At 40.2% G+C, this 13235-nt stretch carries 14 protein-coding genes and 1 pseudogene; 4 read left to right on the top strand and 11 right to left on the bottom strand.

Annotation, left to right across the window (positions count from 1 at the left end; translation table 11 throughout):
- Positions 1-120 precede the first annotated feature (120 nt).
- Positions 121-675 (top strand): (2Fe-2S)-binding protein, encoded by a 555-nt coding sequence (locus tag DC077_RS09350; protein ID WP_239990399.1) that lies wholly within the window; start codon positions 121-123, stop codon positions 673-675.
- A 10-nt stretch (positions 676-685) separates the two neighbouring features.
- The gene (locus DC077_RS09345) at positions 686-2035 is read left to right on the top strand and encodes a cytochrome c (protein ID WP_109217992.1); all 1350 of its coding nucleotides are present in this window, start codon (positions 686-688) and stop codon (positions 2033-2035) included.
- A 292-nt stretch (positions 2036-2327) separates the two neighbouring features.
- Here DC077_RS09345 and rplI read toward each other — a convergent pair whose 3' ends face one another.
- The 5 genes from rplI to kdsB all read right to left on the bottom strand — a co-directional run bounded on the left by rplI (position 2328) and on the right by kdsB (position 5354).
- A complete protein-coding gene (rplI, locus tag DC077_RS09340; protein WP_094568488.1) occupies positions 2328-2774 on the bottom strand; it encodes a 50S ribosomal protein L9 in 447 nt (148 codons plus the stop codon).
- A gap of 22 nt (positions 2775-2796) precedes the next feature.
- On the bottom strand, positions 2797-3021 hold the full coding sequence (rpsR, locus tag DC077_RS09335) for a 30S ribosomal protein S18 (RefSeq protein ID WP_094568487.1): 225 nt from the start codon (positions 3019-3021) through the stop codon (positions 2797-2799).
- A gap of 43 nt (positions 3022-3064) precedes the next feature.
- A complete protein-coding gene (gene rpsF / locus DC077_RS09330) occupies positions 3065-3460 on the bottom strand; it encodes a 30S ribosomal protein S6 (RefSeq protein ID WP_094568486.1) in 396 nt (131 codons plus the stop codon).
- A 222-nt stretch (positions 3461-3682) separates the two neighbouring features.
- Positions 3683-4519 carry an archaetidylserine decarboxylase gene (asd, locus tag DC077_RS09325; RefSeq protein ID WP_109217991.1) on the bottom strand — a complete coding sequence of 279 codons (837 nt, stop codon included), beginning with the start codon at positions 4517-4519 and terminating at the stop codon, positions 3683-3685.
- Between the two features lie 67 nt (positions 4520-4586).
- Positions 4587-5354: a 3-deoxy-manno-octulosonate cytidylyltransferase gene (gene kdsB, locus DC077_RS09320; protein ID WP_109217990.1), complete on the bottom strand. Its 768-nt coding sequence runs from the start codon at positions 5352-5354 to the stop codon at positions 4587-4589.
- 727 nt (positions 5355-6081) lie between these two features.
- Between kdsB and mazG the strand changes: the two genes are divergently transcribed.
- Together mazG and xseA are read left to right on the top strand one after the other, a co-directional pair.
- The gene (gene mazG / locus DC077_RS09315) at positions 6082-6948 is read left to right on the top strand and encodes a nucleoside triphosphate pyrophosphohydrolase (RefSeq protein WP_109202124.1); all 867 of its coding nucleotides are present in this window, start codon (positions 6082-6084) and stop codon (positions 6946-6948) included.
- On the top strand, positions 6945-8345 hold the full coding sequence (xseA, locus tag DC077_RS09310; protein WP_109202123.1) for an exodeoxyribonuclease VII large subunit: 1401 nt from the start codon (positions 6945-6947) through the stop codon (positions 8343-8345). Before mazG ends, xseA begins: the two co-directional genes overlap by 4 nt.
- Positions 8346-8378: 33 nt before the next feature.
- Here xseA and DC077_RS09305 read toward each other — a convergent pair whose 3' ends face one another.
- The 6 genes and pseudogenes from DC077_RS09305 to petA all read right to left on the bottom strand — a co-directional run bounded on the left by DC077_RS09305 (position 8379) and on the right by petA (position 13217).
- Positions 8379-9038 (bottom strand): esterase/lipase family protein, encoded by a 660-nt coding sequence (locus tag DC077_RS09305; RefSeq protein ID WP_109202122.1) that lies wholly within the window; start codon positions 9036-9038, stop codon positions 8379-8381.
- 232 nt (positions 9039-9270) lie between these two features.
- The gene (locus DC077_RS09300; RefSeq protein ID WP_109202121.1) at positions 9271-9810 is read right to left on the bottom strand and encodes a ClpXP protease specificity-enhancing factor; all 540 of its coding nucleotides are present in this window, start codon (positions 9808-9810) and stop codon (positions 9271-9273) included.
- Between the two features lie 9 nt (positions 9811-9819).
- Positions 9820-10428, bottom strand: coding sequence for a glutathione S-transferase N-terminal domain-containing protein (locus DC077_RS09295; RefSeq protein WP_094568479.1), 609 nt, complete (start codon positions 10426-10428; stop codon positions 9820-9822).
- Between the two features lie 100 nt (positions 10429-10528).
- On the bottom strand, positions 10529-11350 hold the full coding sequence (locus DC077_RS09290; protein WP_109202120.1) for a cytochrome c1: 822 nt from the start codon (positions 11348-11350) through the stop codon (positions 10529-10531).
- Between the two features lie 2 nt (positions 11351-11352).
- Positions 11353-12621: pseudogene (locus DC077_RS09285) on the bottom strand (cytochrome b); the annotation flags it as partial.
- Positions 12621-13217 carry a ubiquinol-cytochrome c reductase iron-sulfur subunit gene (gene petA / locus DC077_RS09280; RefSeq protein ID WP_109202118.1) on the bottom strand — a complete coding sequence of 199 codons (597 nt, stop codon included), beginning with the start codon at positions 13215-13217 and terminating at the stop codon, positions 12621-12623. The gene petA and the pseudogene DC077_RS09285, both read right to left, overlap by 1 nt.
- Positions 13218-13235 lie beyond the last annotated feature (18 nt).

Raw genomic sequence — 13235 nt, 5'->3', positions numbered from 1 at the left:
GTGGGCACTTTATCGAATCAACAAGGATTAGATGAACAAGGATTAGATCTACAAAAAAATGATCAACAAAATCATGACGAGAAGAGCCATATAGTGAAAGAGCACTTTGATAGTGAAAAGATTCAGCAACGTTATCCTGCAATTGAGCGTAAACCTCTTACACTCACAATTAATGGGGAAGAGGTTGGACCGATTGAAGTACCATTGACGATGACAATGATCGACTTTTTACATGAGTATCTCGATTTAACAGGAACTCATTTCGGCTGTGGACAGGGGATTTGCCATGCCTGTACTGTTATGGAGATTCATCCTGATGGGTCAAAAAGTGAAACGAGAACATGTATCTTTGGAGCGCACTATTTTGCCGGCAAAAATATTGTGACGATTGAGGGGCAAGCGACAAAAAAAGATGGAGTATTGATCTTAACGCCTATTCAACAGGCTTTTATTGATAATTTTGCTTTTCAATGTGGTTATTGTGCGCCAGGATTTGTTGCGGGTGCAACTGTCTTTTTAGATCGCTTAAATCGCCACCCCATTAAGAGAGCTAATCTAGAAAAAGCCATTGAGGAGGCTCTCAATGATCATATCTGCCGTTGTACAGGGTATGTCCGTTATTATGAAGCAATTCGGGATGTCGCCTTAGCCACCCCCGGTTGTGTTATCGATTAAGGAGTAGAAGATGCGTTATGTTGAAGATATCGATTATTATCGTCGCAGTAAGCAGAAAGGGAGCTTAAAGCGCTGGCTCATCTGGCTCTTATTATTGCTGATTATCTTAGCGGTATTAATCCTAATCGGTGTGTTTCGTCAAGATTCTGTGACTACTAAAGGTACTTTGAGTGAAGCAGAGATGGAAGCATTGATACCTAAAGGGCGAGAGCTAGCGCTTGCTGGAGATTGTTTTGGTTGTCATACCCGGGAAGGAGGAGAGATGGGAGCAGGGGGTGTTCCGATTACAATGGCACCATTAGGAACGATCTACTCTACCAATATTACTCCTGATAAGAGATATGGAATTGGTAACTATACGCGGGAAGATTTTCATCGTGCATTAAAAGATGGTGTTGGAAAAGAGCGTGGAAATCTCTATCCGGCAATGCCTTACGTCTTTACCCATATTACGACTGATGAAGATATCGATGCGCTTTACGCTTACTTGATGAGTATTCCTCCTTTAGCAATTCCTAATGCTCAAAATAGTGGGGTATTTGCTTGGCCCGTACGCCCATTTTTGAATTTTTGGACACTCTTTAACTTTCCAGATCGATTGGCACCGCATGATCCTAATCGTTCTGAAGTATGGAATCGAGGTGCTTATCTCGTTGAGGGATTAGCACATTGTGGCGCTTGCCACTCTCCTAGAAATTTTATGATGGGGGTGGATTTTAAAGCGGCATTGACCGGAGGATTTGAAGATGGGTTAGCGATTCCTGATATTACAGCTGAGACATTGGCGAAAAGAGGTTACTCATTAGAAGATCTTACTGAGTATTTAGCAACTGGAATTGCGCCGGAAGGGGATTCTTTTGCGGGAATGGAGACAGTGACCCATTTCTCGACAAGTCAGATGAATCGTCAAGATGTGATTGCTATGGCAACCTATCTTCTTACCGATAAAGGGGGGAAGATTCTTTCGCCTAAGCGCTCTCCAATTATGACTAATCAAATTATAGGAGCGATGAAACAGGCAGATCTTGTAGCGGGTCGAGAGAATTATTTAGCTGCTTGTGCGACTTGTCATGGGATAGAGGGCAAGGGAATTCCACATGTAGCGCCTGCATTAGAGGGAGATGCGATCGTGATGATGGAGAATCCACAAACTCTAATTGCCGTTGTACTCAATGGAATACCCACAACCTCCTACTCTAATGGGGAGCGTATGTACGCTATGCCAGGGTTTGAAGGTGCATTAACCGCTAAGGAGATTGCCGATCTTCTTAATTGGGTGAGAGCTGAGTGGGGAGGCATTGAAAAACCGATCAAAGCAGATCAGGTTGCCCCTCAAGGAGAATCTCTACTCCATTTATAAATCTAGAATCTAGAATCTAGAATCTAGAATCTAGAATTCAGAATCTGTAATCTCCGATTCATGATTTCCAAGATGATTTATAATGTAGCTCTACACTCTACACTCTACATTCTACATTAAGGATAATAGTAGGAATAGCAGATGAGGTAGATAGAATAGATAAGGTAGATAAGAGAAAGCCCACTATTGAGTGGGCTTTTTTGATTCATTGTCTTAGGATGAATTTTATTATTGATGTTTTGATCTGAATTTTAAAGCTACTAATATGTATGTAGCTTTAAAACCTAATCGATTATTCAGCTGTTACGTTAACAGTGATTTCAACATTCACATCAGCGTGGAGGTGAAGTGTAACCGTGTGCTCGCCGAGTGAACGGATTGCACCATCATGGATACGAACTTCTTTACGCTCAACAGGTACACCTGCATCTGTAATAAGAGTTGCGATATCTTGAGCTGTTACTGAACCGAATAGACGACCTTCTGAACCTGCGTTTGCAGCGATAGTCATCACTAAACCAGCAAGTTTTTCACCACGTGCAGTTGCTTCCGCTAATACTTCAGCTTGTTTCTGCTCGAGTTCTGCACGACGCTCTTCAAAGCGAGCAACGTTAGCTTCAGTCGCTTCAGTCGCAAGACCTTGTGGAAGAAGGTAGTTACGTGCAAATCCTGGCTTAACATCGACCATGTCGCCAAGAGAACCTAAATTTTCAATTTTTTCTAAAAGAATAACTTTCATTGATTATCTCCCTTTGGACAAATTAGTGTTGATCAGTGTATGGGAGCAATGCAATGTAGCGAGCACGTTTAATTGCAGTTGCGAGCTGACGCTGATAGCGTGCGCTTGTACCCGTTACACGGCTAGGTACGATTTTACCTGTCTCTGTAACATAATTTTTTAAGAGATTAATATCTTTATAGTCGATTTCTTTAACGCCTTCAGCGGTAAAACGACAATATTTTCTACGACGAACATAACGTGACATAATTTTATTACCTTTTGTCTATATTTTAAAAGAGATCCGATGCTTATGCTTCTTCGCTATCTGCGTTGTCAGCATCATCGTTGCTTTCAGCTTCAACTTCACGATTGTCATGATGACGCTCAGGTTTTGCTGCAACAACAGATGGTTCAGTTTCCGCTTCTTCTTTGTTGATGATAAGATCACGGATAACCGCATCGTTAAAACGGAATGCGCTTTGTAGCTCTTCTAAAGAGGCTTTATCACATTCAATGTTCATAAGAACGTAGTGTGCTTTATGAATTTTTTGAATAGGATATGCTAATTGGCGACGGCCCCAATCTTCTAAACGATGGACTACGCCACCATTATCAGTCACGATTGCTTTGTAGCGATCGATCATTGCAGGAACTTGTTCACTTTGGTCTGGATGAACCAGAAATACTACTTCGTAATGACGCATTATTCATGCTCCTTATGGATTTAAAAAATATTTAAAGTCTTCTAAACACAACTTAAAAGACAAGGAGACCTAGAGTCTTGTAGTTTGATTGGCACTATTTTTTTTAAACTTTTTCAGTAACTAAAAAGCTTAGAAAGCACCATCTCATTAAAAGACTCAAAATCAAGCAAAGCATTATACCTGTTAAGATTTATAAAAGAAAGGGGAAAGAGCGGAGAAGTGCTAGAAGCTCTCCTCTTGAAGATGAAAGAGCGGTTCACCAAGTTTAATGGGCTGATACTCTTTGATGAGAGGATCGAGCATTAAATTCCCTTTCTCTGTAATAACGATTGCTGTTGATCCCATATTGAAGCGACCCATCTCTTCCCCTTTTTTCAAGGAGATCCCCTCTTTTTGATAATCACTATATTGTAGTAATTTGCCATAGGGTGGTGTAACGGTTCCTGACCAGACAGTTTCAATACTAGAGACATTAATGGCACCGACTAAGATAACGATCATCTTGCCATAGGGGGTCTCAAAGAGTGAGACGTGACGCTCATTTTCCGCAAAAAGAGCGGGGATTTTTTCAGCAGTCTTTAAGGAGACACTATAGAGTTTCCCCGGGATATGAATGGTCCGTAGAAGGGTTCCATCCACTGGCATATGGATACGATGGTAATCCCTTGGTGAAAGATAGATTGTTGCAAAAGAACCATCTTTAAAAGTGTCTGCTAATTGGGGATCAGCAATTAATGACTCTAAGGTGAAGTTGTGACCTTTGGCATGGATAAATTGAGTCTTATCTAATGCTCCACTTGCTGCAATTTTCCCATCAGCAGGGGAGATGAGCGCTGCGTCGCTTATGGGGCGAGCCCCCTCTTTTAACTCACGGGTAAAAAAATCGTTGAAGTTAATAAACTGTTCTGGACTTTGACGCTCATAATCTTGCCAAGCGATCTTGTAGATTTTCGCAAATTGGGAGATGAAAAGGTTTTTAAACCATGCTGTTTTGATACGTGTAATTTTACGAAATAGAGCAGATGAGAAGCGTTGAAAAGAGAGGTTGTTGAGAAACATGGATAATCTCCTAAATTTTTAAGTATTAAGCCGACCGTGAGTTTAGTCTATGATTTAGTCGAGATGCTTATTTGAGGGAGCCTAAAGAGTGAATCCAAGATTCTGCTGTGATTAGATCAGCTTCAGTATCGATACCGGCAGGGGGTGCTTCTGTAGTGATTGCGACAGCAATTTTATAATTGTTCGCCAGGGCTTTGAGCTGCTCTAATTTCTCTAAAGACTCAAGATGGGAGGGGATTAGATGGGGATAGGCATTGAGAAAACTCGCACGATAAGCATATAGACCTATATGACGTAGATAGGGAGAGTCTTCAATTACCCCTGTTACCGGCATTGCATCTCTCTGGTAAGGAATTGCAGCTCTTGAGAAGTAGAGTGCTTCATCAGCTTCATTGAGAACAACTTTTACGGCATTAGGATTATGAACTTCTTCCCATTGATGAATCGGGGTTGCCAATGTACTCATTGCAACAGAAGGGTTTTCTTTGAGGGCTGTTGCTGCAAGATCGATTAAATTAGTGGGTAGAAAAGGCTCATCCCCTTGCCAATTAACAATGATTTCATCATCGGGGAATTCTAGTTTTTGAGAGACTTCGCTGAGACGATCAGTTCCAGATTCATGGGAATCTTTTGTCATAATGACTTCTGCGCCTAAAGCTTTTAAATGATGATAGATTGCATCACTATCCGTCGCAACGATAATGCGCTTCGCATCGCTCTTCAATGCTGCCTCCCAGGTCCACTCTATAAGAGGCTTGCCGGCAAGGTCGCGTAACATTTTATTAGGAAGGCGAGTCGACTTTAATCGTGCGGGGATGATAATGGTATAACTCATAATTAATTTAATGCTCTCTTCTGTAAATGAAAGTTGAATAGAATAATTGAATGGAGCGATTAAAATAGTTTTTTATAAGACTCCATTGATTAATGGGAGAGATTATAGCAATAGGGTGCGTTTGGCGCGAAGAATTAAATTAGTGATCATTGATTTGGGTTTTTCACCTAAAAAGAGAAAAAAATTTGATGAAGAAAATAGGAAGTTGTTCAAAGATTGCACCACTTTTTAACGCGTCTCTCATTGTGAAAAAAACAGAAAAAAAGATCTAAAATTAGCTTGACTTATTAACATCTTTTCAAAAGCTCGATAATTAGAGGGTTATGTCGCTATTTGACTTTTGTGAGTTTATGATTTGTGAAATCGATTGATATTACTAGCTTTAGAGAGGTGTCTAATTATTGGTCATTTTAATAGATGAGCCATTTTAATGCCCTTTATGCTCCTTATCATAGAGTTATACACAAGGTTATCCACAGTATCTGTGGGTATCTATTTTTAGGTCAATTACTTTCTAAAAGTCAAATTTTGGCATCTTATCTCATCATTCACTTTGAAAGATATTTTGAAAGATACTTTGATCAGATTATTAGGATGCTATTCGGTCTTTAGTTTTATTTAAAAATAACAATATAACGGGTATCATAAGCCCCATCATTAGTTGTAAATTAGTGGCATTAATAGTGGCATTAAGCTAATCAATAAGAATAGGGAGTAGGAAAGCATCATGGCTCATAGAGAGAGATTAGATCACTTATTAGAGACGATGGCTCGATTGCGGGCTGAGGATGGTTGCCCTTGGGATCGTGCGCAGACGCATCTTTCTCTGATTCCCTATTTAAAAGAAGAAGCCGCTGAAGTGATTGATGCTATTGTTGAATTAACCGAAGCGGATCAGATAGCTCGGCAAGAGAATATTAATGATAAAATAGAAGAGCCTTGTATTAATGATCAAAAGCAGATTAGAGAAGCTGCATTAGAAGAGGAGCTCGCGGATCTATTGCTACAGATCCTTCTCCATTGTGAAATTGCAAAGGAGCGAGAAGCTTTCGATTTCAGTGATGTGATGGCGCGTCTCAATGAGAAGATAATACGTAGACATCCCCATGTTTTTGCCGGAAAGCAGTACCATTCAATCGTTGAACAGAAGGCTGATTGGGCTCGTATCAAAGCAGAAGAGCGAGCAGAGAAGAGAGTAGAGGTCAATCCATCATTACTCTCGGGAATCCCCAGAGCTCTCTCTCCTTTAAGACAGGCAGAATTATTACAGAAAAAAGCTGCGACAGTAGGTTTTGACTGGGATGAGATTGATCCTGTTATTGAGAAAGTTGAAGAGGAGCGTTTAGAGTTTTTTGAGGCAATGGAGAGCGGGGATCGAGAAGCGATGAAGAGTGAGTTGGGGGATCTCTTCTTCTCATTGGTCAATTTAGCACGCTTTTTAGAGATTGATCCTGAAGAAGCATTGCAATTGACTAATCTAAAATTTAGACGTCGATTTAATTATATTGAGAAGAGCGCCACAGCGCCACTAAAATCAGTAACGCTCGAAGATTTAGACCGCTATTGGAATGAGGCAAAGCGAGGAGGATTATGAGTCGGCATGATCTTTTCAGCACAGAAAGGGGGGGATATCCTCTAGAGAGTCGAGAAAAACGTCATTTATCTGATGCTGTCTATTCAGTTACGGCGCTCAACTTTGCGATTCGTGATCTTCTTGAAGGTGCATTTTTCTATTGTCAGGTTGAAGGAGAGGTCTCTAATGCGGCTTATCCTGGTTCTGGGCATATCTACTTTAATCTTAAAGATGAAGGTGGGATGCTTAAGTCTGTCATCTGGCGTTCTCAAGCAGAGCGTTATCGTTCATTGATTACAAATGGCCAGAAAATAAAGTTAACTGGAAAAGTCTCCGTCTATGCGCCTCGAGGAGAGTATCAGTTAATAGTCTCTCGTGTTGAAGAGGCTGGGGTTGGTGATCTTTATCTACAATTTTTAGCACTTAAAAATCGCCTTGCAGAAGAGGGGTTATTTGATACGCATTATAAGCAGATTATCCCTAAGCATCCACGTAAGATAGGTATTATCACCTCACGAAGCGCCGCTGCGTTACAAGATGTCTTACAGGTTTTCTCATCCCATAGACCCGATATTCCTCTTAAGCTGTATGCAACTAATGTACAAGGAAGAGGGGCTGAGCATGATATCGCTAATGCAATTGAGCGTGCGAATCGAGAGAATATATGTGATCTTCTACTTCTTATCCGTGGAGGGGGCAGTATAGAGGATTTATGGTGCTTTAATGAAGAAGTAGTTGCTCGCGCAATCTTTGCTTCTAAGATACCTATTATCACAGGAGTAGGGCATGAGACAGATATTACAATAGCTGATTTCGTCGCCGATCTACGAGCTCCAACGCCATCTATGGCAGCAAAATATTCATCACAATCTCGAGATGAGCTCTATCAATATCTTTCAGAAGTTGAATCCCGTTTAATGAAAATGATGCGGGATAAGTTACGTACGCTCGAAAAAGAGATCGATCATCTCTCCTATCGACTCTATCTTAAAGATCCTAAATCGCGCTTAAGTCAAAATAGAGAGCAATTGATTCGTCTAAAAGCAGGTTTAGGAAGAGCGATTCATTATCAATTAGAGCAACTTCAGGCGCGTTATTCAGTTATCAATGATCGATTGAAGAGAATCTCTTTAAATGATCAGATAGCGCGTCATCAAGATCGACTTCAGATGATGAGTGATCGGATGGAGAGAGCGCTTAGAAAAAAATATCAAGAAAGAGAGCAAGCGTTTGTCAATACCGTAGAGAAGTTAACGCTATTGAGCCCTCTCAATACGCTTTTACGCGGATATTCTATGACCACTAAAGAGGGGCAGTTAGTCAAAAGTATTACTGATGTCAAGATCTGCGATCAGCTGGAGATAGAAGTGACTGATGGAACGATTGATGTAGCGGTGGTTTCAATTCATTCTTCTTGATTATTGTTCTATTTCTATTGTTTGATCATCTTATTATTTAAAGCAGATGTGTTTTATGAAGTGATCGCATAATGAGGCAGTCTTTGGATCAAAAAGAATCATTGAGTGAGAGCGGTTAAGGGTAATAAAGTCACTATACCCTTCTAACTTGGTCTCATCGAGATAGACTGTACCATCACCAACTAGTGAATCTTTATCAATAGTATCGGTGATTGACTCTAGTAGCAGAGAAGTCGGACCTTGATTGTGGGTTCCTGCGATAATCCCCAAAGGAATGAGGAATTTCCAATATCGATTATAGTTTGGTAATAGAATATTTTGAGATTTTCCGATTAGAAAGGATGCATTATGATCTGTCAGATATTGGACAATTCGGGATCCATGAAATGGAGGGGTAATCGCGATGACTCTCTTTAGTTGTTGATGTATTGATTTTTCTAGACTCTTTAAGATAATTAAAGAGCCTAAACTATGTCCGATAATGGCAAAAGGGGAGGAGAATCTCTCTAAATAATGACAGAAAGAATTGACATTTTTTTCAAAGATGGTTATGAGTGTAGGATATTTAAAGTAATGTATTTGATACCCAAGTTTTTCAAGACGATACCCTAATACTCTCATAATAAGTGTATTCTGGTATAAACCATGTATTAGGACGACATCCTTGATATCTTCATATTTTTCTTTTTTCATCTTTTCAGAAATAGAGTAGAGGACCTAGGCGTTGTTAATATGATGTAGGGAAGCCCCATAGTAAACTTCTAAAATCAGCTTTGCATTAAATATCGATAAATTATGATAATAGAGAATAAAAAAATCCTCGTAGCTTAATAGGAAGTATAATGCTACGAGGATGGTTTTAGTTATTATTGTAGGGTTTAAATACTACTCAATGCCCTGATCTTTGTAATTTTAATCTATTGATCTATTTGATAATTGTTAGAGTCGGCTTTTTATTTTTGTTACTATCTTTATCCTTATCTCTATTTTGTAAGCTCTCTTTATCAGATTGTTCCTCATCTTTAGAACTCTCTTTATGAGAGGTTGGCAGTTGCCCTTTATCTGGCTCAATAATATCTAGTTGAGGCCCCTTCTTTTTGGAGAAGGAGGGCGTTGTGATTTTCATCATATCTACAAAATAATCATCAGGGAGTGCCTCTGTTTGAAAGCCCATTCCCTCACCATTTTCTTGAGCATAGATTGCTGCAACAGCCCCTACAGGAAAGTTAATTTCATGAACGATCCCAGAAAAACGAGCAGAAAAAGAGATCCACTCATCGCCTAAAATAAGATTACTTACGGCTGATGGAAGAACATTAAGAATAATATTACCATCGGTGATAAATTCTTCTGGTACATCGACATAGGGAAGGGTTGCATCTACTACAATGTAGGGCGTGCAATTATTATCGAGTATCCAGTCATAGAGGGCTCGAATAAAGTAGGGCTTATTTGAGGTCATCATAAAAAGTCCTTAAATAGTTTTCTCTTTTTTATCAAAAGCAGCTTTGACGCTCTCTTTTTCTAATAAACGATCGTAATAATCTAAGACAGGTTGAGCCTTTTTTGGAAGTGGAATATCCAAATATTTAACCCACCACAAGAAAGGGGCAATTGTGGCATCGATTAATGAGAAGTCTTCATTTTGGAAGTAGGCTGTCTCACTAAATAGTGGCGAATAGGCCACAAGAAGATCAGCGATCGCTTTATTAGTTCTATTATCTGCTGTTTTACGACCAATAAGTTTTTCAACGAGAGGATACCAATCGTTAACAATTGTTTTAATAGTTAGGCGAAACTTAGCCCGTAATATAGGGTCATTCGGGAGTAGTGGGGGGTGAGGAAAGCGCTCATCTAAAAATTCTAAGATAGTATCTGTATGATAAATAGCGATTTCACGAGTAATAAGTGTAGGTAGAATAACTTGAGGATTAACTTCTAAAAGGTCACCTGGGGGATTAGTTGGGTCGACAATTACTGTCTCACAGGTGATGTTTTTTTCGAGCAGGACGACTTTGACTCGATCACCATCTAAAGAGTTTTTTTCCGTAAAAAGGGTAAATCCTGTGCGTCTTGTTGACATAATTATGCTCTCCTTAATCGCAAGTAAGGAGCAATTAGATTTTAATTGCTCCTTACAGGTTTATTATAGTTTCCAATTATGAATGGGGTTCATTAAATACTTATTTAACATCTTTCCAATATTCACGATTTAAAGCATACGCAAGTATTGTGAAGATCACTAAGAATCCTAGAACCCAAGGACCATATTTCTTACGTTCAAGCTGTGCAGGCTCGGCAACGTATGTAAGGAAGTTAGTGAGGTCATTAACAGATTTACGGAACTCTAATTCTGTCATTGCACCATCAGTTACCTTCTCGAGCCCTACAACAACTTCCTCATATTGGCACTCATCAGGCTGTGATAGGTCACATTCACCAATAGCTACCTTTTCCACTATAGGACGATTAGTCCCTTGTAATTCAGCTAAAACATGAGGCATACCCGCATTAGGGAATGCAATGTTGTTCATTCCTGTAGGGCGACTTTCATCTTCATAGAATGAAAGTAGATATTTAAAGATGTAGTCCGGACCTTTCGCTCGAGCAATAGTCGAGAGATCCGGCGGTGCAACACCTAACCAGATTTGAGCATCTCCACGATCCATTGCTGTATAGATGAGATCTCCATCTTTTGTTGCTATAAATTCAGCTTCGCGAGGATCATAGCTACCAGTATTGATTAACTTTTGAATATCTTCTTCCTGCAATCCAATATCACGAGCTGTAATATTGTAGCGTTGAAACTCTAATGAGTGACAGGCAAGGCAGTAGTCCATATAGAGTCTAGCGCCTGATTGAAGAGATTCGTAGTTCGTCACATTAATTTGTGGGTCACCAAGCTGATCTAATGCTTTAGCTGTTAAATCCTCAGAAGTTTGTGCGTTTGCACTCGCTGCCATAAAGAAGAGGCAGCTAGTAAATAGAGTTATGATTTTTCTCATTTCATTGTCACCCTTGTTGGAACTGGTTTAACTTTACCCCATCTAGACCACCATGGCATGCCAAGGAAGAAGACAAAGTAGAAGATAGTACAGATACGTGCAACTAGTGTACGAGTATCATTCGCAGGAACCACTCCTAAATATCCTAAGATAATAAAGCAGATAACAAAGAGAGCAATCATAATTTTGATGAAAGCACCTTTATAGCGAATAGAGCGTACAGGGCTTCTATCTAACCAAGGTAAGATGAAGAGAACTGCAATTGAAGCTCCCATAGCTAAAACACCCCAAATTTGCGTACCAAACCATGATGGAACAGCACGTAAAATTGTATAGTAAGGTGTGAAGTACCAAACAGGTGCAATATGTGCAGGTGTTGCTAATGGATTAGCAGGTTCAAAGTTAGGTGCTTCTAAGAAGAGACCAAACATATCAGGAGCGTAAAAGATGATCAATGCAAAGAAGATCAAGAAAATTCCTACTGCAAAAGTATCATGAACTGTGTAGTAAGGATGGAATGGGATACCATCTAATGGCTTTCCATTTTCATCAAGGTGATCTTTGATCTCAATACCATCAGGGTTATTAGAGCCAACTTGGTGCAACGCTAAGATGTGTGCAACAACAAGACCAACTAAGACAAGTGGTAGGGCAATCACATGAAGTGCAAAGAAACGGCTTAATGTCGCTTCAGAGATAACAAAGTCACCACGAATGCCTGTCACTAATGTATCACCAATATAGGGAATAGCACCAAAGAGTGAGATAATAACTTGAGCACCCCAGAATGACATTTGACCATAAGGGAGTACGTATCCCATAAAGGCTTCAGCCATCAGAACAAGGTAGATCAACATTCCGAAGATCCATACCAGTTCACGAGGTTTACGGTGTGAACCATAGATAAGACCACGGAACATATGCATATAGACAACGATAAAGAACATTGATGCACCAACGGCATGCATATAGCGTATGAGCCATGTCCAGTTCGCATCCCGCATGACCGCAGTCTCTAATGATGCATAAGCAATAGGAATACCCGTAGGACCAAGTGCTCCATCGGGTTTGTAGTACATGACCAACCAAATCCCCGTTAAGATTTGGTTCACAAGCATAACGCCCGCTAAAACACCAAATACATAGAGCCAGTTAAAGTTTTTTGGTGCGTAATACTCAGTGACATGAGTACTTAAAGCACGCTTATATGGCAATCGATAGTCGATCCAGTCGCCTAAACGAGCCAATTTCGATTTAGATTGAGTTGTCATTAAGCCCCCTCCCCGCTAACACCCACAATAATTGAGTTTTCATTTTTGTAGTAGTGATCAGGAACAAGTAAGTTAATTGGAGCAGGTAGATTCTTAAATACACGTCCTGCAAGGTCAAAACGTGAGCCATGACATGCACAGAAGAAGCCACCACGCCAAGATGGACCTAAGTCTGCAGGTGCAACTTCAGGTCTAAAGGTTGGCGAACAACCTAAATGAGTACAAATACCTACGAGTACGAGATATTCAGGTTTAATTGAACGGTACTCATTTTGAGCATATGGAGGCTGTTGATCGCTTTTTGAATCAGGGTCAACTAATGCATCCGGTGGGGAAGTTAGTAAACGTTCTAACATTGCTTCAGTACGATTTAGTACCCAAACCGGTTTCCCTTGCCACTCAACACGGAGTAACTCGCCAGGGGAAAGCTTAGATAGATCAACCTCAACAGGTGCTCCCGCACTTTTTGCTCGTTGACTTGGCATCCAAGACTTAACAAAAGGAACCCCGAGAAATCCTGCTCCAAAAGCCGCAACTGCTACCGTTGCATAGCTCAGGACTCGTCTCCTTTTATGATTAACATTCTCCGAACTCATGTTCTTCGTCTCCATTAA

This window comes from Ignatzschineria cameli (assembly GCF_003121895.1).
Lineage (GTDB): Bacteria > Pseudomonadota > Gammaproteobacteria > Cardiobacteriales > Wohlfahrtiimonadaceae > Ignatzschineria > Ignatzschineria cameli.
This window is presented reverse-complemented; position numbering and strand designations above follow the sequence as displayed.

Bases quoted from the DNA above. Each gene is read 5' to 3' on its own strand.
- DC077_RS09345 (WP_109217992.1), top strand. From the start codon at position 686: ATGCGTTATGTTGAAGATATCGATTATTATCGTCGCAGTAAGCAGAAA.
- rplI (WP_094568488.1), bottom strand. From the start codon at position 2,774: ATGAAAGTTATTCTTTTAGAAAAAATTGAAAATTTAGGTTCTCTTGGC.
- rpsR (WP_094568487.1), bottom strand. From the start codon at position 3,021: ATGTCACGTTATGTTCGTCGTAGAAAATATTGTCGTTTTACCGCTGAA.
- rpsF (WP_094568486.1), bottom strand. From the start codon at position 3,460: ATGCGTCATTACGAAGTAGTATTTCTGGTTCATCCAGACCAAAGTGAA.
- asd (WP_109217991.1), bottom strand. From the start codon at position 4,519: ATGTTTCTCAACAACCTCTCTTTTCAACGCTTCTCATCTGCTCTATTT.
- kdsB (WP_109217990.1), bottom strand. From the start codon at position 5,354: ATGAGTTATACCATTATCATCCCCGCACGATTAAAGTCGACTCGCCTT.
- mazG (WP_109202124.1), top strand. From the start codon at position 6,082: ATGGCTCATAGAGAGAGATTAGATCACTTATTAGAGACGATGGCTCGA.
- xseA (WP_109202123.1), top strand. From the start codon at position 6,945: ATGAGTCGGCATGATCTTTTCAGCACAGAAAGGGGGGGATATCCTCTA.
- DC077_RS09305 (WP_109202122.1), bottom strand. From the start codon at position 9,038: ATGAAAAAAGAAAAATATGAAGATATCAAGGATGTCGTCCTAATACAT.
- DC077_RS09300 (WP_109202121.1), bottom strand. From the start codon at position 9,810: ATGATGACCTCAAATAAGCCCTACTTTATTCGAGCCCTCTATGACTGG.
- DC077_RS09295 (WP_094568479.1), bottom strand. From the start codon at position 10,428: ATGTCAACAAGACGCACAGGATTTACCCTTTTTACGGAAAAAAACTCT.
- DC077_RS09290 (WP_109202120.1), bottom strand. From the start codon at position 11,350: ATGAGAAAAATCATAACTCTATTTACTAGCTGCCTCTTCTTTATGGCA.
- petA (WP_109202118.1), bottom strand. From the start codon at position 13,217: ATGAGTTCGGAGAATGTTAATCATAAAAGGAGACGAGTCCTGAGCTAT.